This window comes from Bradyrhizobium sp. SZCCHNS3016, from assembly GCF_032484535.1.
Taxonomy (GTDB): Bacteria; Pseudomonadota; Alphaproteobacteria; order Rhizobiales; family Xanthobacteraceae; genus Bradyrhizobium.
Genome location: NZ_JAUETE010000008.1, coordinates 151,559 through 170,714 on the forward strand (window position 1 = coordinate 151,559; position 19,156 = coordinate 170,714).

Annotated in this window: 19 protein-coding genes; 8 read left to right on the forward strand and 11 right to left on the reverse strand. The window is 66.4% G+C overall.

Going from position 1 to position 19,156, the window contains the following annotated elements; genetic code table 11:
• Nucleotides 1-92 precede the first annotated feature (92 nt).
• Nucleotides 93-2,426, reverse strand: coding sequence for a CHASE3 domain-containing protein (locus QW881_RS17105; RefSeq protein ID WP_315755641.1), 2,334 nt, complete (start codon nucleotides 2,424-2,426; stop codon nucleotides 93-95).
• A 451-nt stretch (nucleotides 2,427-2,877) separates the two neighbouring features.
• A complete protein-coding gene (locus QW881_RS17110; protein WP_315737752.1) occupies nucleotides 2,878-3,552 on the reverse strand; it encodes a BA14K family protein in 675 nt (224 codons plus the stop codon).
• 162 nt (nucleotides 3,553-3,714) lie between these two features.
• Between QW881_RS17110 and QW881_RS17115 the strand changes: the two genes are divergently transcribed.
• Nucleotides 3,715-4,125 (forward strand): NADH:ubiquinone oxidoreductase subunit NDUFA12, encoded by a 411-nt coding sequence (locus QW881_RS17115; protein ID WP_315755810.1) that lies wholly within the window; start codon nucleotides 3,715-3,717, stop codon nucleotides 4,123-4,125.
• Nucleotides 4,126-4,213: 88 nt separating this feature from the next.
• Here the strand turns inward: QW881_RS17115 and QW881_RS17120 are convergent, their stop codons facing one another.
• The gene (locus QW881_RS17120; protein WP_315755640.1) at nucleotides 4,214-4,912 is read right to left on the reverse strand and encodes a DJ-1/PfpI family protein; all 699 of its coding nucleotides are present in this window, start codon (nucleotides 4,910-4,912) and stop codon (nucleotides 4,214-4,216) included.
• 144 nt (nucleotides 4,913-5,056) lie between these two features.
• On the opposite strand from QW881_RS17120, the gene QW881_RS17125 reads away from it, so the two are divergent.
• The 5 genes from QW881_RS17125 (at nucleotide 5,057) to QW881_RS17145 (ending at nucleotide 9,290) form a co-directional block, all read left to right on the forward strand.
• Complete coding sequence (locus QW881_RS17125; protein ID WP_315755639.1) at nucleotides 5,057-5,998, forward strand: GlxA family transcriptional regulator; 942 nt, start codon at nucleotides 5,057-5,059, stop codon at nucleotides 5,996-5,998.
• Nucleotides 5,999-6,070: 72 nt separating this feature from the next.
• A complete protein-coding gene (locus tag QW881_RS17130) occupies nucleotides 6,071-6,400 on the forward strand; it encodes a hypothetical protein (RefSeq protein WP_315755638.1) in 330 nt (109 codons plus the stop codon).
• Between the two features lie 158 nt (nucleotides 6,401-6,558).
• Entirely contained in the window at nucleotides 6,559-7,317 is a 759-nt protein-coding gene (locus QW881_RS17135; protein WP_315755637.1) for an SDR family NAD(P)-dependent oxidoreductase, read from the forward strand.
• A gap of 22 nt (nucleotides 7,318-7,339) precedes the next feature.
• A complete protein-coding gene (locus QW881_RS17140) occupies nucleotides 7,340-8,590 on the forward strand; it encodes an FAD-dependent oxidoreductase (protein ID WP_315755636.1) in 1,251 nt (416 codons plus the stop codon).
• A gap of 31 nt (nucleotides 8,591-8,621) precedes the next feature.
• Nucleotides 8,622-9,290 (forward strand): amino acid ABC transporter permease, encoded by a 669-nt coding sequence (locus QW881_RS17145; protein ID WP_315755635.1) that lies wholly within the window; start codon nucleotides 8,622-8,624, stop codon nucleotides 9,288-9,290.
• A 134-nt stretch (nucleotides 9,291-9,424) separates the two neighbouring features.
• Here QW881_RS17145 and QW881_RS17150 read toward each other — a convergent pair whose 3' ends face one another.
• The 6 genes from QW881_RS17150 to QW881_RS17175 all read right to left on the reverse strand — a co-directional run bounded on the left by QW881_RS17150 (nucleotide 9,425) and on the right by QW881_RS17175 (nucleotide 15,197).
• A complete protein-coding gene (locus tag QW881_RS17150) occupies nucleotides 9,425-10,303 on the reverse strand; it encodes a transporter substrate-binding domain-containing protein (RefSeq protein WP_315737759.1) in 879 nt (292 codons plus the stop codon).
• Between the two features lie 133 nt (nucleotides 10,304-10,436).
• Nucleotides 10,437-11,450 (reverse strand): Na+-dependent transporter, encoded by a 1,014-nt coding sequence (locus QW881_RS17155; protein WP_315755809.1) that lies wholly within the window; start codon nucleotides 11,448-11,450, stop codon nucleotides 10,437-10,439.
• 102 nt (nucleotides 11,451-11,552) lie between these two features.
• Nucleotides 11,553-12,617: a ketopantoate reductase family protein gene (locus QW881_RS17160; protein WP_315755634.1), complete on the reverse strand. Its 1,065-nt coding sequence runs from the start codon at nucleotides 12,615-12,617 to the stop codon at nucleotides 11,553-11,555.
• Between the two features lie 262 nt (nucleotides 12,618-12,879).
• Nucleotides 12,880-13,491 (reverse strand): YitT family protein, encoded by a 612-nt coding sequence (locus QW881_RS17165; protein ID WP_315755632.1) that lies wholly within the window; start codon nucleotides 13,489-13,491, stop codon nucleotides 12,880-12,882.
• A 25-nt stretch (nucleotides 13,492-13,516) separates the two neighbouring features.
• Complete coding sequence (locus QW881_RS17170; RefSeq protein WP_315755631.1) at nucleotides 13,517-14,683, reverse strand: amino acid aminotransferase; 1,167 nt, start codon at nucleotides 14,681-14,683, stop codon at nucleotides 13,517-13,519.
• A 157-nt stretch (nucleotides 14,684-14,840) separates the two neighbouring features.
• Entirely contained in the window at nucleotides 14,841-15,197 is a 357-nt protein-coding gene (locus QW881_RS17175; RefSeq protein ID WP_315755630.1) for a cupin domain-containing protein, read from the reverse strand.
• A gap of 186 nt (nucleotides 15,198-15,383) precedes the next feature.
• Here QW881_RS17175 and QW881_RS17180 point away from each other — a divergent pair, with 186 nt between their 5' ends.
• Nucleotides 15,384-16,178: an AraC family transcriptional regulator gene (locus QW881_RS17180; RefSeq protein ID WP_315755629.1), complete on the forward strand. Its 795-nt coding sequence runs from the start codon at nucleotides 15,384-15,386 to the stop codon at nucleotides 16,176-16,178.
• Between the two features lie 16 nt (nucleotides 16,179-16,194).
• Here QW881_RS17180 and QW881_RS17185 read toward each other — a convergent pair whose 3' ends face one another.
• Nucleotides 16,195-17,157 carry an alpha/beta hydrolase gene (locus tag QW881_RS17185; protein ID WP_315755628.1) on the reverse strand — a complete coding sequence of 321 codons (963 nt, stop codon included), beginning with the start codon at nucleotides 17,155-17,157 and terminating at the stop codon, nucleotides 16,195-16,197.
• Between the two features lie 28 nt (nucleotides 17,158-17,185).
• On the reverse strand, nucleotides 17,186-17,959 hold the full coding sequence (locus tag QW881_RS17190; protein ID WP_315755627.1) for an SDR family oxidoreductase: 774 nt from the start codon (nucleotides 17,957-17,959) through the stop codon (nucleotides 17,186-17,188).
• 213 nt (nucleotides 17,960-18,172) lie between these two features.
• On the opposite strand from QW881_RS17190, the gene QW881_RS17195 reads away from it, so the two are divergent.
• The gene (locus tag QW881_RS17195; RefSeq protein WP_316158547.1) at nucleotides 18,173-19,153 is read left to right on the forward strand and encodes a DUF2155 domain-containing protein; all 981 of its coding nucleotides are present in this window, start codon (nucleotides 18,173-18,175) and stop codon (nucleotides 19,151-19,153) included.
• Nucleotides 19,154-19,156 lie beyond the last annotated feature (3 nt).

The window sequence follows — 19,156 nt, forward strand, 5'->3', positions numbered from 1 at the left end:
GCGTCCTGCCAATTGCATGGGGTAGGTTTCCATCGGAATTTGTGGCGCCGAGCTCCGTGATGATTGCAGTTCCAATCCGCGCGATGGTCAAGTCAGGAGAAGTGAGCGCGCGTCGGCGCCTCCTCGGAAAAGGCGTTCTCGGCCAAGGCATCATCGGCCAAGGCGTCATCGGCCAAGGCGTCCGCGGCGGCGCCGGCCAGCGCGAGCCGCACCATCTTGGCGAGCTCCGACTTGCGATAGGGCTTGGTGAGCAGCAGCGCCGCCTGGTCGAGGCGGCCGTGCTCGACCATCGCATTGTCGGTATAGCCGGACGTGTACAGCACCTTGGTGCCGGGCCGCTGCCGCAGCGCCTCCTCGGCGAGCTCCTTGCCGTTGACGCCGCCGGGCATGATGACGTCGGTGAAGAGGAGATCGAAGCTTTGGCCGGAGTGGATCTTGGCCAGCGCCTCGACTCCGGTCGATGCGGTGATAGTCTTGTAGCCGAGGCTCTGCAACTGCGTGACGACGAAATCCTGCACCAGTGGATCGTCCTCGACGATGAAGATCGTCTCCTCGCCGCGCGGCGGCGGCGGCTCGGGCGGAGCGGGGCTCGCAGCCTGTCCCTTGGGTGTAGGGATGTAGAGCCGGATCGTGGTGCCCCGTCCTTCCTCGCTGTAGATCTTGATGTGGCCGCCGGATTGCTTGACGAAGCCATAGACCATGCTGAGGCCGAGGCCGGAGCCCTTGCTGGCTTCCTTCGTCGTGAAGAAGGGCTCGAAGGCGCGGTCGCGGACCTCCGGCGACATGCCAGTACCCGTGTCGCTGACGGCGACCATGACATAGGATCCGGGAGTCACGCCGGCGTTGGCTGAGGCATAGGCCTCATCGAGCTCCACCCGGCGCGATTCCAGCAGCAGCTTGCCGCCATTGGGCATCGCGTCGCGGGCGTTGATCGCCATGTTGACCAACGAGTTGGCGAGCTGCGCCGAATCGATATGCGTGATCAGCGTCTCCTCTTCGAGGATCGAGTTGATCTCGATCTGCTCGCCAAGCGTCGGACGCAGCAGCTTTGCGATGTCGAGGATCGTGCTGTTGACGTCGCTGTCGCGCGGATGCAGCGGCTGCTTGCGGGCGAAGGCGAGCAGATGCCGGATCAGCTCGGTGCAGCGGTCTGCCGCCTGTCCGATCAGCGCGGCGGTCGCCGCGGCGGCGGGGCGGTCTTTCACCTCGTCGGCCAGCGTCTCGATGGTGCCGGTAATGATCGTCAGCATGTTATTGAAGTCGTGTGCGACGCCGCCGGTGAGCTTGCCGATTGCATCCAACTTCTGCGCCTGCTGCAGCAGCCGCTCGGTCTCGTGCGCCGTAGTGATGTCGTGATAGACCATCGCCGCGCCGGTAATGCCGCCGGCGGCGTCGCGCAGCGGGCGGCCGGAGATCATCAGCCGCAGCGTCTCGTCCCGGTCGGGCCGGTAGACGATCAGCTCGCGGCGGTCGAAGCTCTCGCCCCGCAAGGCTCGCGGCGTCGGCAGGTCGTGCGCTGCGACCGGCGTCACGCCGTCGCTTTCGTAGACGCGGAGGTGCGCGCGGACGTCGGTCAGATTCTTTCCCGGGCTGTAGCCGAGCAGATGTTCGACCGCGGGGTTCGAGAATACCACGGTGTCCGCGGCATCGATGACGAGCACGCCCTCTGCCATGCTGTTGAACGTGCTCTGCAGGATGTCGGCGGAATGGCGCAGCCTCTCATGGGCGGCGATCAAGTCGAGATGCTGCTGCTCGGCCTTTTCCGCCAGCGAGATGGCCTCGGCTTCGGAGCGGACCAGGGACGCGCGCAGCGCACGATCGTGCAGATACGTCCGCCGGATGAGATAGAAGGCGATGATCAGCAGCAGCGCCAGGCCGCACAGGTCGATCGTGAGCAGCAGCGATCCGGTGGCCTTCGACGTCATCGAACGCTGCGTCAGCAGCTTGCGCTGATCGGCAACGAAACGGTCGAGATGGGCCGTGATCTCGCTCATGGTCGCCGGGCCTTCGGCGCGGCTTCTGAGCGCTTCGAGCCCCTCACGATCCGAGGCGGCGCGCAACCGGATCAGCTCCGCAGCGAGCTCGACCCTGCGGGCAATCAGGGCTTCGGTCTCGGTCAGAAGCTCCAGCGGTTCGGGATTGTCGGCCACGGCGCGCCGCAGCTCGGCCACGGCGACCGGGATTCTCGTGCTGACATCGGCAAACTCCGTCCTGAACTGATCGTCAGCGACGAGCGCGTAGCCGCGAGAGGTCGCTTCCGCTTCGCGGAGCAGCAGGCGCAGATCGGAGGTCTTCTGCAGGATGTCGAGCGAGGAATTCACCCAGGCCGCGTCGTGGCGCGACTTGATGTCGAGCGCCGTGGACGCAGCGCCGATCGCCAGCAGCGTTCCAAGACCGAGCCCCAATGCGAGGCGCTGATAGGTCATCTGCGTTTCTCAATCATCGACATGTCCGCCAGCTGGGCCGGGGATCACCGCGGCCAGCCACATGCATCCGAGTTGCGATCTGCGTCCAAGCAGTGAAGATATGTCGGCAAGGCGCGCCTCCTTGTTCGAAGTTCCTGGCGCGTTCGCGGGCGGCAGGCCCAAGCCGCTCACCCGCGGCGTTTGCACTGCGCGAGTCCCGCGAAAATCCATGTGCCCATCGAGAGATATCAACCCAGCCTGCGAAACGGCCCGTACGGGCAGAATCACGAGCTCAAACGATATTGGACCGGAACGGGCGGATCATCTGCATGTCGCGGGGCACATTTTGGAATATGGGCGAAAATCAGCCTGCAACGTGGCGCTTCAGACACAGAACAAACAACAATGCGGCGCGAAAAAGGCGGCGAGCATAGCCTCGCCGCCTTATTGTCGCAGCTACTACGTCAGATTCTTACGGGCATGGATGGCGAAAACCGTCATAGCCCAGATAGGTTCCCGAAGCCGGATCATACGAGCGGTACCGGCGTGCGCAATAGCTCGGGTCGACGCCTTCGGTTCCGATGACGGCGACAGGCGCAGAGTCGTCATAGTACGAGTAGTCGGAGTAATAGTCGGGCCCGTAATAATACGGATCATTGTAGTAGGCATAGCTGCTACCCAATCCGATCCCGACGCCAACGCCGACACCCGGCCAGAAGCCGCCGCCGCGGCGATGCCAGCCGCCACGGTGACCGCCCTGCCAGCCGCCGCCACTCCAATTGCCGCCGCTCCAGTTGCCGCGGCCGCCACCAGTGTTGACGGCGACGTTGGCGCCGGCCGCCGGGCCGCGACCCGCCAGGGCTGCGCCGCCAACGGCTGCGCGTCCGGCGAAGCTGCCGCCGCTCATGCCGCCGCCACCCGGGCCGGCCGCAAAGCCGCCGCGTCCGCCGGCGCCGATCGCGCCGCCGCCGCCACCACCGATAGCCGCGCCACCGCCACCGCCCCCGCCACCGCCGATGGCGGCACCACCACCGCCCGGACCACGACCGCCGCCGCCGGGACCCTGGGCAAAGCTCGTCGTCGCTGCCGCCAGCGGCAGAATCAGCGCCACTGCCGCCGCAGTGCTCCATGTCTTCAGTCTGGTCATCGCTATCGCTCCATCAGGGGAAAATGACCTAACCGCAGGCCGCGGATGTCGTTCCCCGCCGCGAACCGATACATCGTCGCGGGCGGAGGCGGTGCAACACTGGACAAGATGCGGGCGGGGTGGCATCAGAGCCGGGACCTTCACAGAACCGGCCCCAAGCCCATGAAACAGTTCTTTCTCAAGCTCTTCACGTGGTGGAACGGCCAGACTTTCGGCACGCAATTGTGGACCTGGCGGTTCGGCGAGCTCGTGGGGCAGGATGCACAAGGCAACCGCTATTACCGGACCGCCGGCGGCAAGATCGATCCGGTGCTGCATTTCGAGCGCAGGTGGGTGATCTACAACGGCCTGGCCGAAGCCAGCCGCATTCCGCCCGAATGGCACGCCTGGATGCATCATATGGTCGACGTGCCGCCGACTCAGGACGGCTACAAGCCGCGCGAGTGGGAAAAGCCGCATCAGCCGAACCTGACGGGGACTGCACTGGCGTATCGCCCGGCCGGCTCGACCTTGGCCAGCGGTCGCAGGCCAAAGGCCACCGGTGATTATCAGCCCTGGACTCCCGGCAGCTGATTCGATTTCGCTCAAGATGATCCGATCGGAAGAGGCCGCCCCCAGCTCCGGGCGGCCTCTTTGCTTTCGGGAGCCTGCCAAGCCTGCGCTACGTCGGGTTGGTCCTGAGGGCGGCCGCCGCATGCTCCGCCGCCGCAATCCGCCGCTTCCGGGAAGGTGCGATCCGCTCCAGCATGCGTGACACCACTTCGGGCGGCGCCGTGTCGGGGGAACCGGCGGTGAAAGGGGGCGCCGGATTATATTCGAGCCGGAGCTGGATCGCCTCCGCCGTCTGACGACCGACCAACTGCGCCACCAGGGTCAGCGCGAAGTCGATGCCGGCCGTGACGCCGCCGCCGGTGATCCGGTTGCGGTCGATGCAGACGCGCTCGGTGCTGACGGTCGCGCCGAACAGCGGCAGGCACTCGCGCGCGCTCCAATGGGTCGCCGCGCGATAGCCATCCAGCAGGCCGGCGGCGCCGAGCGCGAGCGAGCCTGTGCAGACCGACGTGACGTACCTGGCCCCTTCGGCCTGGCGGCGGATGAAGCCGATGACCTCAGCATCATCGAGGATGGCGTCGACGCCGAAGCCGCCGGGAACGCAGATGACGTCCGCCTGCGGACAGGCGGCGAAGGTTGTGGTCGGCATCAGAGTGAGAACCGAGTCTGTCGGAATGGGCTCGATCCTCTTCCACGCCAGATGCAGCGTCGCGCCGGGCACGCTGGAGAACACCTGCACTGGACCGGTGAGATCGAGCTGGGTCAGATGTGGAAACAGGACGAGAGCGATCGAGAGCGGTTGGGCCATGGCGGTGCTCGCAGGGTCTGGTGCTTGACGGCCGTCATTCTGCATGGTCCGCTGGATGGCTGATATGCCAAAGTTCCCTCGTTTCCGGACAGACTTGGATTTCACACCTGGGATCGCGGACTTGAGATCACGGAGCCATCCACCATGATCGGCGTGCTCATCTATCCCGATTTTCAGTTGCTCGACGCCGCCGGGCCGATCTCGGTGTTCGAGATCGCTTCGCGCTATGCGCGCGCCGCGCCATCGATCAGGGTCGTCGCCGCCACGCCCGGACCCGTGCGGTCGTCGTCGGGGGCTGAGATGTTGGCGCGCAAATTCGGTCCGGTGTCGGCGCTGACCACGCTGCTGATCGCCGGTGGCGAGGGCGTGGAAGCGGCGAGCCGCAACGCATGCACGCTGAACTTCGTCCGTAAGGTCGCGCAGCGCGGCACCCGTCTTGCCAGCATCTGCTCCGGCGCCTTCGTGCTGGCCGAAGCGGGCCTGCTGGACGGGCGGCGCGCGACGACGCATTGGCAGCGCACGCGGCAGTTCCTGCGCGCCTACCCCCATGTGAAGCTCGAGCCTGACAGCATCTATGTCCGCGACGGCAATGTCTGGAGCTCGGCTGGGATCACTGCCGGCATCGATCTCGCGCTTGCCATGGTCGCCGACGATCACGGCGAGGAGATCGCGCAAAAGACGGCACGGCAGCTCGTGCTGTATCATCGCCGCAGCGGCGGGCAGTCGCAGTTCTCCTCGCTGCTGGAGCTGAAGGCGCCGAGCGGCCGCTTTGCGGATCTGCTCACCTGGGCGCGGGAGCACCTCGATGCCCCGCTGACCGTCGACGATCTCGCCGAGCGTGCCGGCATGAGCACGCGGCATTTCACCCGCGCCTTCGTCGCCGAGACCGGCACCACGCCGTCGAAGGCGATCGAGCGTCTGCGGCTGGAAGTGGCGCGCGATCGGGTGCAGGCCTCGCATCAGCCGATCGAGCTGGTGGCGGAAGCGACCGGCTTTCGCGATCCTGAGCGGATGCGTCGCGCCTTCATTCGCGCCTTCGGCCAGCCGCCGCAGGCCCTGCGGCGCGCGGCACGCGTCACCACCTGACCTGCATCAGTGGACGAGGAGCCGCGGGCAGAGATCCTCGTCGGCAATTGAAGCAATTTAAAGTTGTATAATATGCAGGATGCGCTCATAGTGAGCGCATTGCCACTGTTCATGGAGGATACGATGCGCGTATTGCTTTACCTGATTTTATTCGTTGCTGCCGCGGTCGGCGGTCTCGACAGCGCTTTTGCGGCGAAGGCCGAACTCACCGGAATGTGCGTCTGCAAGAAGGGCGGCAGCGTGCTGAGCACCTATAGCGAGACGCAATGTGTGAAGAACGATCATGCGGGCTGCACGTCGGTGAAGGTGGCCTGCGTGAACGCCAATGCCGCCGCATGCCGCACGGCCGGCGGCACGATCTCCCAGTCGACCAAGACGTGCAGCGTCGGCGCCAAATGCTGAGCAACTGATTTTATCAGCTTCGCTCGGACGGTTCCGAACGTCTGAGGTAACAGGCAGTCCCGCGCGGCGGACATCGGCGCATGTCCGTCCGCGTGTTGGCATCGGCAGGTCCGGGACCTATAGTCCGCCCCGCGAAACGAGGGGCAGACCAGGGCGCGATGCGTGTCACCATCATCACCGGCAGCGGGGCCGGCATCGGCGCTGCCGTGGCGCGCCGCCTGGCCGCGCCGGGGCAGGCCGTGATGCTGCACGGGCAGGGGGCTGACGAACCGGGTCTCGCGCGTCTGCGGGACGTCGCCGCGGCGTGCCGGGAGGCCGGCGCCGAAGCCGAGTTTCATTGCGGTGACCTGGCCAGGCAGGGCGTTGCCACCGGTTTGGCGGCTGCGGCACGAACGCGTTTCGGCCGGATCGACGCGGTGGTGCATGCCGCTGGCTTTGCCGACCGCCGCAGCTTTCGCGATCTGCCGCGCGACGGGCTCGACCGCTCACTCGCAGTGATGCCGGCGGCCTTTCATGAACTCGCCAGCGCCGCGCTCCCTGACCTCGTGCAGAGCACCCATGCGCGCGTGGTCGCGATCTCCAGCTTCGTCGCGCACCGCTTCGTGCCGGGCGGCACCTTCCCGGCCTCGGCCGCCGCCAAGGCGGCGCTGGAGGCGCTGGTGAAATGTCTGGCCATCGAGCTGGCTGCGTGCGGCGGCACGGCGAATGTCGTCGTGCCCGGCTATACGCGCAAGGATGCGGGACGGCTCGGCTCGCTCGATCCGGCCGCGTGGCAGACGGCGGCGTCTGCCAATCCGCAACAGCGCCTTGCCGAGTCCGACGACATCGCCGCGGCTGTCGCCTTCTTGCTGTCGAAAGATGCCGGCCACGTCACCGGCGCGGTGCTGCCGGTCGATGGCGGCCTGACCCTGATGTAAACGGCGGATGGATCGAGAGACGATGGAGCGTATGCAGCAGACAGCCGACGTGGTCGTGCTGGGAGCGGGGATCGTCGGCGTCTCCTCCGCCTACGCCATCCGGGAGCGTGGGTTCTCGGTGGTGCTGGTCGACCGCAAGGCGCCGGGCGAGGAGACATCGTATGGCAATGCCGGCATTCTCTCCTCCGGCTCGATCCTGCCGCTCAACAAGCCCTCGCTGTTCTCGGCGCTGCCGTCCTATCTCCGCAATCGGAGTGCGGCCGTGCGCTGGGATCCATCGTGGACTCTGCGCAACCTCGAATGGGTGCTGCGCTTCCTCGCCAATGCCGTGGAGTCCCGCGTCAAGCCGCGCGCGACCGCGCTGCATGGCCTGATCGGCGCTTCGCTGACGCTGCATCGCGACTGGATCGTCCGATCTGGCGAGCCGCAGCGCATCCGCGAGACTGGCTGGCTCAAGGCGTGGCGCAGCGATGCGGTCGCAGCTGCCAAGGCCGAGCAGGCGTTCCTGGCCGAATATGGCATCAAGAGCGAGCTGCTCGACCGCCAGGGCATCTCGGCGCTCGAGCCGAATTTGCTGCCGGTCTACAAGGTCGGCCTGCTGCATAGCCAGACGGCGTCGGTCGATTCGCCCGGCAACGTCACCAAGGCCTATGCGCGCATGTTCGAGGGCGCGGGCGGCGTGCTGCGCCAGTCCGAGATCAGGGCCTTGCTGGCCGACGGCGATGGCTGGCGCGTCGTGCTCGGCGACGGCGAGATCCGCGCCCGCCAGGTCGTGGTCGCGCTCGGGCCGTGGTCGCCGGACATTCTCAGGTCGCTCGGCTACCGCGTGCCGATGGCGTTCGAGCGCGGCTATCACCAGGAGTTCACACCCAATCCGGCGCGCATGCTGCACCGTCCGATCCACGACGCCGAGGGCAGCTTCCTGATGACGCCGATGGAGAACGGCGTGCGCGTCACCTCCGGCGTCGAGCTGACCGATCGCGATGCGCCGTCGAATTTCGCCCAGCTCGAGCAGGTGGTGCCGCTGGCGCGCGGCGTGGTCGAGTTCGGCGAGGCCGTGGCCCAGCCCTGGCGCGGCGCGCGGCCGACCTTGCCGGATTCGCTGCCGATGATCGGGCCGGCGCCGCGCCATTCCGGCCTGTGGCTTGCATTCGGCAATCAGCACATCGGCTTCACCACGGGGCCGGCCACGGGCGCGGCGATCGCCGCGATGATCGCGGGCGAGGCGCCGCCGTTCGACGCCTCCGCCTTTGCTCCGAGCCGGTATCTGTGAGGGGCCGCGACCGCGTCACGCCGGAGCTGCGATGAACTATACCTGGGATTTCGCCATCCTCGCCAAGTACAGCCATCTGTTCTGGGTGGGGCTCGGCTGGACGATGGCGTACACGCTCGGCACCATCCTGCTCGGCTCGGTGATCGGGCTCGTCGTCGGCATCGTCAGGCTGCGCCGCCCGGTGGTGATCGACTGGCTGCTGATCGGCTATATCGAGCTGTTCCGCTGCACGCCGCTGCTGGTGCAGATCATCTGGTTCTACTACGCGTTCCCGGTGGTGATCGGCATCAACATTCCGGCGCATGTCGCCGCCGTCACCGTGCTGTCGCTCTATGCCGGGGCGTTCTATGCCGAGATCGTGCGCGGCAGCATCGAGAGCGTGCCGCGCGGGCAGTGGGATGCGGCGCGCGCGCTGGGTCTGCGTCCGTGGCGGATGATGCGGCTCGTGATCCTGCCGCAGGCGCTGAAGCCGATGCTGGCGCCTTACGTCAACCAGTCGGTGACGCAGTTGAAGAACACCTCGCTGGTGTCGGTGATCGCGGTGCCGGATCTCGTCTACAACGCGACGCTGATCAACGCCGACACGTATCGGCCGCTCGAGGTTTACACCATCATCGCGCTGATCTATTTCGCGATCCTGTTTCCGGCGACGCTGCTCGGCCGCCGCTTCGAGCGCGGCATGACCTACGACAAGGCGTGAGGCGATACATCATCGAATGCCTCCGTCGTTGCGAGCGAAGCGTAGCAATCCAGGGCGGCACGCGCGGTCCTGGATTGCTTCGTCGCTGCGCTCCTCGCAATGACGGTAGGAGAGAGCGTGGCTTCGCTTAGATATTAGATATTCACTTCGACCGGCACGTCCTCGGCCTTGACGCCGGCCAGCCCCAGGCCCTTGACGAACCATTCGCGCATCTGGCCGATGCCGCGGTTGTAGTCGATCCACACCGCGAGGAAGTCGCGCCAGCGCTTGTCGGCCTCGCGGCGCACGCCCATGCTGGAGGGGATCGCGACCGAGGGCGACTGCAGGATCTTGTAGGTGCCGAGATTGGGGTTCTTGGCGATCGCGGTGAGGCCCAGGATCAGCGCGTTGACGACGACGTCGACGCGGCCCGATGCCATCTCCAGCATCACCTCGTCGCGCGACTTCAGCGACTTGATGGTCGCGTTCGGCGCAAAACGGCGCGCCACCGCCTCGTTGGCCGAGCCGACGTCGACGGCGATCTTCACTTCCGGCTTGTTGATGTCGGCCCAGGTCTTGGCCTCCATCCCCTTCTTCAGCATCGCGCCGAACGGATGCGGAAACACCGTGCCGCAGAAGTCGATGACCAGCGCGCGCTGCGGCGTCGGGTTGAGCGCGAAGCCAAGATCGATCTTGCCGGCCTGCAGGTCGAGCACCGAATTGCCGTAGGTCGACTCGACATATTCGAGCTTCACGTCGAGCAGCTTGGCGATGTCGTTGGCCATCTCGATCGAGAAGCCCGACCACGTTCCGGAGGCGAGGTCCTTGTTGAAATAGGGCAGCTCGCCCGGCAGCACGGCGATGCGCAGCACCTTGTTGGCGCGGACCCGGTCGAGCGTGTTGTCGGCCGCTTGCGCCGAGGCGGGCGTCGTCGTCATGGCGGACGCGAGCGCGGCACCGGATCCGATGGCGAGCGCGTAGCGCAGCGCATCGCGGCGGTCTTCGGAAATTTTCTGATCGTCTGACGTGGTCACATAATCCTCCTGCACCAACAGGCACGGAGCGTAGCGCCGGCCTTGCACGCCAGCAACAACCATGTCGGCCTTGATAGTAAGCGGCTGGCCGTCGCGTCATGCCGAAGCGGCCGCAGGCCGTTGCTGCTCTGCCTCATTCCGATGCAGGGCTGATCAAGCTGTGATCGGTCCCGCCAGATGGAAGCGCCTTGGGACGCAAGCGCTCGGCGAGCGGCCGCAGCAACTGCGGGGCAAGGTGAATCGGGAACTGGCTCATCGCGAAATACAGCCAGGTGGTGCCCGGGATCGCGCCCTCGGTCGCCGCCAGCATCAGCCCCATGTTGCGCAGCGACACCATCATGCCGAGCGCCATGGCGCGTTCGCGGCCCGCGCCGCGAAACAGCAGCATCGTGGTACCAAGCAACAGCAAGAACACGGTGAAGGCGAGCAGTGCCAGTCCCAGCATGCGGAACGGGCTCGCGGTCAGGTCGGCCAGGAAATGAGCCATGATGGCGGAGGCGAACACGAACAGGATGAGGACGTTGAAGCCATCGATCGGCGCGCGATGGCGGCGGATCGTATCGATGCCGAAGGCAAGGCGGATCGCGGCGGCCGCAGCCAGCGCGCCCGCAAGGATGGCGGCGAGCTTCAGCCCTAGCGCGGCCGGAGACAGTGACAATGTCTCGCCCAAAAACATATAGGCGAACAGCGGCGCCGTCAGCGGCACCAGCGCGGTCGAGGTCACCAGCGTGATGAGAACGAGCGTCGCGTCGAGCCCCATCAGCGCGGCGAGCGCGGGCGAGGCCATCATCGGCGAGGCCGTCCCCTGCAGCATCAGCGCGAGATACAGGTCGGGTGCTGTGGCATCGACGCCCGTGATGCGCCCGATCGAGCCGACCAGCGCCGGCACGGCGATCGTGGTCCAGGCCGTCGCGGCCACCACCAGCAGCGGGCGGCGCAGGTGCGCTGTTAGCATCGCGACGTCGACGCGCATGAACGAGATGCAGAGCAGCAGGAAGATCGCGTGCGTGACGTAGGGGCGCGCCAGCTCGCCGAGCGGCGGCACGGCGATCGCCGCCAGCAGCACCGCGACGATGGCGCGGGTGCCCTGATTGCCGAGCCAGCTCAGGGCCTGCAGAGGAAAAGCGAGAGGCCCGAAGGACGGCATCTTCATTCCGAACGCTGTGAATCAATGAACGCGCGAACCATGCGTTGGCCGCGCGTTCATGCAAAGTCACATCTGGTTACGGACGATGTCGGCGCCTGCTCATCACTGCGCGCTGGAGCCGCCGACCACGATCTTCTCGTTGAGCTTGAAGTCGACGGTCTGCACCGTCTGGTCGATCTCGGCATTGGGCATGCCGAGCTGCTGCGAGATCAGCTTCACCAGAAGGTCGACGCGCTCGATGAACGGCGCGCCCGCGGCGACGGCCCGCGCGGCCGACGACGGCTTGAGCAGGCTCTCGGCCGCCTTGGCGTATTTTTCGAACGGCACCTGGTCGCTCGGATCTGCGCCGAGCTTGCGCGCGATGGCATCGACGTGCTCGTAGATCGATTTCGACTGGGCGAGATTGCCATGAACGGCATCGCGGATCGCCTGCGGCTCGCCGCGCGTGATGCAGCGATAGTTGCCGGTAAGCAGCATCGACCACTTCGCCAGCGGCACGAACAGCGAGTCGAACACCTTCAGCTTCACGGGGACGTCCTGGCCGTCGAGCCTGACTGCGTCGATGTCGCGCTCCAGCTCACGCAGCAGCGCATTGTGCTTTTCGTCCTCGAAGGCGGCGGCCTTGAAGTTGGTCGGCAGGCCGACATGCAGCACATTGGCGGCTTCCTCCGGGGGACGGAAGGCCTGCGGATCCGGCGAGCACAGCGTGACGAGCCCGGGCGTGAAGCGTTCCCACACCGCGGGGTTGGTGTAGGCCTCGTCGAGGTCGACGTTGGCGAGCGCCGGGATGCGCTTGAGATAGGGCAGCGGCGGCATGTTCATGATCGACAGGCACGGAAGCCTGGCCTCGGCGATCTTCACCATCAGCACTCGAATGGTGTGGTTGGTGTATTGCGGCTCCTGCATCGCAAGACCAACCAGGTCGTAGCGCGACAGGTCGACGCTATCCGGCGTGGCGGCGTCGAGCTTGCCGGGCAGGTCGCGCGAGAAGATCGAGCGATGCGCCGGCTCGTCGCGCAGCTTGATGCGGACTTCCGTGCCGTCGCGGTTGATCAGCTCGGCGGTCTTCTTGCGGCAGACCAGCGTCACGTTGTGGCCGGCCATCAGCAGCTTGGTGCCGAGGAGGGAGCCGTAGGAAGCCCCGAGAATCAGAATGTTGCGTGCCATACCTTGGTCGTCCCCAGAGATCGGTTCGAGATTTTGCGTTCGCGTTTCTTGTTGGCGATCCAGCCGCGCCGAAGAGTCCGTCAGGCGCCCCGCAGGGGCGGACGGAGGCGGTAACCCATTGCCTCGGTTGCTGGCATACCAGAGCTTTCATCCCACGGAATGCGCCGTCTGGCAAGGTGCAGTGCACCCATGCGGCATCCGGCGCGTGTCACGGTGGGGGCTATCCGAGCGCAGATCGATCTTGCGGTTGGAGCTCGGCCGTTCAGCTCAGCGCCATGTAGCGCCCCGGCTTGTGGTTGATCGCGATGATGACGTTGACGATCACGATGCCGATGATCGACAGCGCCAGCCGGTTCACGGGGATGACGAAAAAGGCGGCGATCATGATCAGGACGTCGACCGCGAGCTGGAAGTAGCCGGCCCTGATCTTCCAGTGCTCCTGCAGATACAGCGCCAGGATGTTGATGCCGCCGAGGCCCGTGCGATGGCGGAACAGCATCAGCAGCCCTGTGCCGGTCAGGCCGGCGCCGATGATGGTGGCATAGATCGGCTCGATCCACGCAATCTCCACCCAGGACGTCGTCAGGCGCGAGAACAGCGCCACAAGCCCGACCGCCAGGAAGGTGCGGATCGTGAACGGCCAGCCCATGCGCTTCACGGCCAGCACGTAGAAGGGCAGGTTGAGCAGGAAGAAGCTCAAGCCGAAGCCGTAGCCGCTGATATAGCTCAACAGCAACGACAGGCCGGCGGTGCTGCCGACCAGCAGCACCGTCTTGCTGTAGATGAGCATGCCCAGCGAGACGAACAGCGTGCCGAGCGTCAGGGCCATTGCGTCTTCGTAGAGCTTGTGCCGTTCCTGGACGATCTCGGTCAAGCTGTCATTCCTCGCCCGCGCTCGCTCAAAGCGACTTGAACAGGCCGGCGACGCGCGTCACGTCTGACAGCTTCAGGCCGGCGACATTGATGCGGCCCGAGGTCGGCATGTAGACGCCGCTCTTCTCGCGCAGGGTCAGCACCTCCGCCGGGGTAAGTGGCAGCAGCGAGAACATGCCTTCCTGGACGCCGATGGCGACGGTGTTCGACCAGCGGCCACCGAGCGCCTCGGCAAAGGCACGGCGCAGCGTCGCAAGGCGAAGGCGCATCGATTCCAACTCTTCGCTCCAGTCGCGCCGCAGATCGGGGCTGCCGAGAATGGTCTTCACGATCGCCGAGCCGTGGTCCGGCGGCATCGAGTAGCTGGTGCGCGCGATCGCGACGAGGTTGGAGCGCGCGGTGTCGGCTGCCGCCTGCGACGCTGCGATGGCATAGAGCGCGCCGGTGCGCTCACGATAGAGTCCGAACGATTTCGAGCAGGACACTGCGACGAGCGCCTCGGGGACGGCCGCGATCAGCATCCGCAGACCGGCCGCATCGCCGTCGAGGCCGGCGCCGAAGCCCTGATAGGCGGAATCGATCAGCGGCACGAGGCCGCGCGCGGTGATCATGGCGGTGATCCGCGTCCAGTCGTCGGCGCTGAGGGGAGCGCCGCTCGGGTTATGGCAGCAGGCATGGATCAGAACGGCATCGCCCGGCTGAGCGCGCCTCAGCGCGTCGAGCATGCTGTCGAGCTGCAGGGTCTGCGATGGCACGTCGAAGTATGGATAGGTCTCGACCTCGAGCCCCGCCGCGGCGAAGATGCCGGCGTGGTTGGGCCAGCTCGGCAGGCCGAGCCAGATCTTGCCGGTGCCGGCCTGCCGGATCAGATCGGCGGCGAGGCGGAGCGCGCCCGAGCCGCCCGGAGTCTGCACGCCTGCGGCATGGACCGATGGCGCGGGGCCGCCGACGAGCGACCACAACAGGTCGAGGAAGCGCTGGTCGCCTTCCGGCGCTACATAGCTCTTGCTGTCCTGGCTCTCCCAGATGACGCGCTCGGCCGCCTTCACGGCGCGGAAGACCGGCGAATTGCCGGCCTCGTCGCGATAGACGCCGACGCCGAGATCGACCTTGTCCGGCCTCGGATCGGCTTTGAAGATGCCGATCAGGGCAAGGAGGGGGTCATCGGGTTGGCGGCTCAGTCGCTCGAACATCACGGTCATTCCTGTTGACGCGGCTGGATGCCGCGGCTTGGTCTTCGAAGGGGGCGTGCACGGCCAAACTACCTTGGTTGCGGCGCAAAATCAGAGAGAATTTTGCCGGACTTCCTGGTTTCAGCGAGTTTTGCCAGCGAAGGGGCGTGTCTCCCCCTCAGATGCGCGGCTTCGGGGCGGGCGCCCGGTCGGAGTCGCCGGAGTTGGGCTCACCCATGGGTTCGATCAAGAGGACCTTGACCTCCTTCTCAGCCCGCGGCCGATGAACGACGCCTTTGGGCACGATGAACAATTCGCCAGCCCTGACCGTTCGAGAGCGCTCGCCCTCGATGTCCATCTCCATCTCGCCTTCGAGCACGAAGAAGAAGTCATCCGTCGTGTCATGCTTGTGGAACGGATATTCTCCCATGAACTTCACGACCATCACGTCATTCTCGTTGTAGTCCGCGACCACGTGAGGGTCCCAATGGCTCGAGAATTGGCTCAGCTTTTCGGAGAGGTTCACTGTCTTCATGCCGGTTCTCCTGCTTCCGTGAACACATGTGAGGTGGCCGGTCTTCCGGTTGGCTCGCCTGCGATATAGGTTTCAGCGCGACGGCTCGGAGCAATACCAATCGCACGCGCGCGAAAATCCGCAGGCAAGACAGCACGGGGTGTTCTCCCCGGTCTTGAACGTTCGTGCGCGCGGGATTGGGTGCGGATGGCGCCGTGGCAACAGGGCATTGCGCGCATCGAAGCCTTCTTTTCTGGCCAAGCCTATGCCCCGCACCGGCACGATACCTATTCGATCGGTTACACGATTCACGGCGTGCAGAGCTTTGATTACCGCGGCGCGCGCGCCGACAGCACGCCGGGGCAGGTCATCGTGTTGCATCCCGACGAGATTCACACCGGGGAAGCAGGCACCGAGGACGGCTTCCACTATCGGATGATCTATATCGAGCCGTCGATCGTGCGCGACGCGCTTGGCCCGCGGGCCTCGACGCTTCCGTTCGTGAAGAACGCGGTCTTTGAGGACCCGAGCCTGTTGCATGCCGTCCACGCCGCATGCACCGATATGGAGCGCGTGCTGGAGCCGACTGCGCTGGACGAGATCGCAGTCCTTCTGGCCGACGGCCTGCTGGCCAACAATGCGTCCATTCGGCGATTCGAAAGTGCGTTGATAGATGCGCGAGCCCTCGAACGCGCCCGCGCTCATCTTGATGCCAATCTCGGACGTACCGTCGCTTCCGCCGAGCTCGAGGCGATCACGGGGCAGGATCGCTTCTCGCTCGCGCGTCAGTTCCGCAAGGCTTATGGGACCAGTCCCTACCGATATCTGATGATGCGCCGCCTCGACCGTGCGCGCGCCGAAATTGCGGCGGGGCTCGGTCTGGCGGACGCCGCTCTCGCCGCCGGGTTCAGCGATCAGTCGCACATGACGCGGCGGTTCAAAGCGAATTACGGCATCTCGCCTGGACACTGGCAACGGCTGGTGGCAGGGGGCCAGCCATGACTCGGCGCCCAGCCTGTCAGATGCCGCCGGGCCGGTCGAGCTGCTTCAGCCAGACGCCGATGTCGCGCGCAGCGACATTCGCCTGATCCAACAGCTTGCCCATGGTGAAGAAGCCGTGGAACTGGCCGGGATGCGTTCGGTAGGTCACCGCCACGCCGGCCTCGCGCAGGCGCCGCGCGTAGTCGTTGCCTTCGTCGCGCAGCGGATCGGCGCCGGCTGTGAGCACATAAGCGGGCGGTAGCCCCACCAGGCTTTCCGCCTTCGCCGGCGAGGCACGCCAATCGTGAATGTCGGCCGCGCTGCTGAGATAATGGTCGCGAAACCAGCGGATGACCGAATGCGTCAGCAGCACGCTGGTCTCGGGCTCGCTGTGGGAGGGATGGCTCATCGTGAAGTCGGTGGCCGGATAGATCAGCACCTGGCCCGACAGCTTCGGCCCGCGGCCGTCGCGTGCCGACAATGCGACCACGGCGGCGAGATTGCCACCTGCGGAATCGCCGCCGATGCTGAGCCGCGACGCGTCGATGCCGAGCGCGGGCGCATTCTCCGCGACCCATTGCGTCGCTGCGACCGCGTCGTCGATCGCAGCCGGAAATTTGTGCTCCGGCGCAAGGCGGTAGTCGACCGAGATCACGATGAGCTCGCCTTCATGGGCGAGCGTACGGCAGACGACGTCGTGCGAGTCGAGATTGCCGATCACCCAGCCGCCGCCGTGGAAGAACACCAGTGCCGGTGCCAGGCCGGCGGTCTGCCGCAGCGTCCGGGGCCGGTACAGCCGGGCAGGGATCGCGCCATGCGGGGCATGGATGGTGAGCTCCTTGACCTCAGCAAGCTCCGGCGGCTCGGGATTGCTCACGACGCGCGCGGCGAGATAGTAGTCCCGCGCCTCCGCGGGTGTCAGCGATTCATAGGCAGGGCGGCCGGCCTCCTGGAACGCCTTGTAGACGGCGGCGGCATCGGCATCGAGCTGAACGGGCATTGCAATCGACCTGTGCGTTGAGGGGATGTCAGGCGGCGGTGCGGCCACCATCGACGGTGTAGGCGGCGCCGGAGACGTAGCTGGCATCGTCGGAAGCGAGGAAGGCGACGATCGAGGCGACCTCTGCGCCCTGGCCAAGTCGGCGTGCGGGGACGCGATCGACCACCTTGTCGGCCGGAACCGGGGCGCCGCTGCGCCCTTCGATGATCGCGCTCAGCATGCGGCTCTCGATCAGCCCGGGGCAGATGCAGTTCACACGCACATTGGTGCCGGTGCACTCCCAGGACACGCTCTTGGTCAAGCCGATCACCGCGTGCTTGCTGGCGCTGTAGACGGCGATCTGCGGCGAGCCGATCAGGCCGGCGATCGAGGCGGTGTTGATGATCGAGCCGCGGTTCTGCTTCAGCATCACCGGAAGCACGTGCTTGAGGCCGAGGAAGACGCCGACGACGTTGACGTCGAGCACGCGACGGAACGCGTCGAGCGGATAAGCGGTGATCGGCTTGATCTCGCCTTCGATGCCGGCGTTGTTGAAGAACACGTCGATGGTGCCGAACCGATCGCACGCTTGTCGCACGTAGGCGGCGACCTGGTCCTCGTCGGTGACGTCGGCGGCCACGGCGAGCGCCTCGGCGCTTGCGGGCAGGGCGGCCGTCGCGGCGGCGAGATCGGCCTCGCGCCGGTCCACGGCGACGATGCGGGCCCCGCGTGCGGCCAGCAGCCGCATGGTTGCGGCGCCGATGACGCCGGCCGCACCGGTAACGACGGCCACTCGGCCGTCGAGACGGATCGAATCAGACATCGGTTTCCTTCCCTTTGAAGCCGGTTCCGATCCGGCTCTTGATCACGACTATCTCATTGGATGAACCGGCTGACCAGCACGCGGAGCGCTGGCAGCTCGCCCTTCCCCCGCCGTATTCGACATGTTAACGGGAGGGCTGATCGAGAGCGGCGGATGGGTCATGACGCGATTTGATTGTCCCGAACCCCGATTCGCCTGATAAAGCCGCGCGAGATGCACCGAACAATCGTCCTGACCGGTATCGCGGCATTGCTGGCCGCCACATCCCTCACGCTGTCCGTGCCGGCGCGCGCGCAGATCGGTACCATTTTCTCCGATCCCGTTCCGCGCCCGCCGGGCAACATTCCGCGCCGTGGCGAGCCGATTCCGCCTCCCGAGGAAGAGGAGGAGGTCCCGGAGCTGCCGCAGGGCCGGGTGCTGCCGGCGCCGACCCGTCCGCCGCCAGGGCAGGGCGCCGCCCTGCCGGGCCCGGTCCAATCCCAGCCGCTGGCGCCACCGCCGGGAACGACGATCCTGCCACAGAACAATCCCCCAGTTGCGGCCGTGCCGCCGCCCGGCCAGGCTGCGCCCGGTCAGCGGCAGGCACCGGCACGCGGGGCACCCCAGAATGCGGCGATCCCGCCGAACGGCGCGGTGCCGCAGACGCCGGCCACCATCCAGCCGGGTGACGAGGTCGTGACCGAGCCGCCGGCGCAGAAGATCGTGAACAAGAAGGCGAGCTTCTCCGGGCTCGACAAGATCACCGGCCGCATCATCAATTTCGACGAGGACATCGGCGAGACCGTGCAGTTCGGCGCGCTCCGGGTGAAGACCGACGCCTGCTACACGAGGCCGGCCACCGAGGCCGCCAACACCGACGCGTTCGTGGAGGTCGACGAGATCACCTTGCAGGGCGAGGTGAAGCGCATCTTCTCGGGCTGGATGTTCGCGGCCAGCCCCGGCCTGCACGGCGTCGAGCACCCGATCTACGACATCTGGCTGGTTGACTGCAAAGAGCCGCAGACCACGGTCGTCAGCGCCGCGCCGGATCAGAAGCCGACCGCGGCGCCGCAGCCGGCACAGAAGCGGCCGCCGCAGCAGAGGCAGGCGGCGCCCAGGCCGCCATCGCCGCCGCAGCAGTATCAGACCCAGCAGGTGCCGCCACCGCCGCCGCCGCCCCAGGCGGGCGGACCGTTCGGCGGAGTGTTCAGATAACCG

Excerpts from the sequence above, each read along its gene's own strand:
- QW881_RS17125 (WP_315755639.1), top strand. The coding sequence starts at position 5,057 with ATGATCGGCGTGCTCATCTATCCCGATTTTCAGTTGCTCGACGCCGCC.
- QW881_RS17180 (WP_315755629.1), top strand. The coding sequence starts at position 15,384 with ATGGCGCCGTGGCAACAGGGCATTGCGCGCATCGAAGCCTTCTTTTCT.
- QW881_RS17130 (WP_315755638.1), top strand. The coding sequence starts at position 6,071 with ATGCAGGATGCGCTCATAGTGAGCGCATTGCCACTGTTCATGGAGGAT.
- QW881_RS17140 (WP_315755636.1), top strand. The coding sequence starts at position 7,340 with ATGGAGCGTATGCAGCAGACAGCCGACGTGGTCGTGCTGGGAGCGGGG.
- QW881_RS17105 (WP_315755641.1), bottom strand. The coding sequence starts at position 2,426 with ATGACCTATCAGCGCCTCGCATTGGGGCTCGGTCTTGGAACGCTGCTG.
- QW881_RS17170 (WP_315755631.1), bottom strand. The coding sequence starts at position 14,683 with ATGTTCGAGCGACTGAGCCGCCAACCCGATGACCCCCTCCTTGCCCTG.
- QW881_RS17145 (WP_315755635.1), top strand. The coding sequence starts at position 8,622 with ATGAACTATACCTGGGATTTCGCCATCCTCGCCAAGTACAGCCATCTG.
- QW881_RS17190 (WP_315755627.1), bottom strand. The coding sequence starts at position 17,959 with ATGTCTGATTCGATCCGTCTCGACGGCCGAGTGGCCGTCGTTACCGGT.
- QW881_RS17135 (WP_315755637.1), top strand. The coding sequence starts at position 6,559 with ATGCGTGTCACCATCATCACCGGCAGCGGGGCCGGCATCGGCGCTGCC.
- QW881_RS17195 (WP_316158547.1), top strand. The coding sequence starts at position 18,173 with ATGCACCGAACAATCGTCCTGACCGGTATCGCGGCATTGCTGGCCGCC.
- QW881_RS17120 (WP_315755640.1), bottom strand. The coding sequence starts at position 4,912 with ATGGCCCAACCGCTCTCGATCGCTCTCGTCCTGTTTCCACATCTGACC.
- QW881_RS17115 (WP_315755810.1), top strand. The coding sequence starts at position 3,715 with ATGAAACAGTTCTTTCTCAAGCTCTTCACGTGGTGGAACGGCCAGACT.
- QW881_RS17155 (WP_315755809.1), bottom strand. The coding sequence starts at position 11,450 with ATGCCGTCCTTCGGGCCTCTCGCTTTTCCTCTGCAGGCCCTGAGCTGG.
- QW881_RS17160 (WP_315755634.1), bottom strand. The coding sequence starts at position 12,617 with ATGGCACGCAACATTCTGATTCTCGGGGCTTCCTACGGCTCCCTCCTC.
- QW881_RS17185 (WP_315755628.1), bottom strand. The coding sequence starts at position 17,157 with ATGCCCGTTCAGCTCGATGCCGATGCCGCCGCCGTCTACAAGGCGTTC.
- QW881_RS17110 (WP_315737752.1), bottom strand. The coding sequence starts at position 3,552 with ATGACCAGACTGAAGACATGGAGCACTGCGGCGGCAGTGGCGCTGATT.
- QW881_RS17175 (WP_315755630.1), bottom strand. The coding sequence starts at position 15,197 with ATGAAGACAGTGAACCTCTCCGAAAAGCTGAGCCAATTCTCGAGCCAT.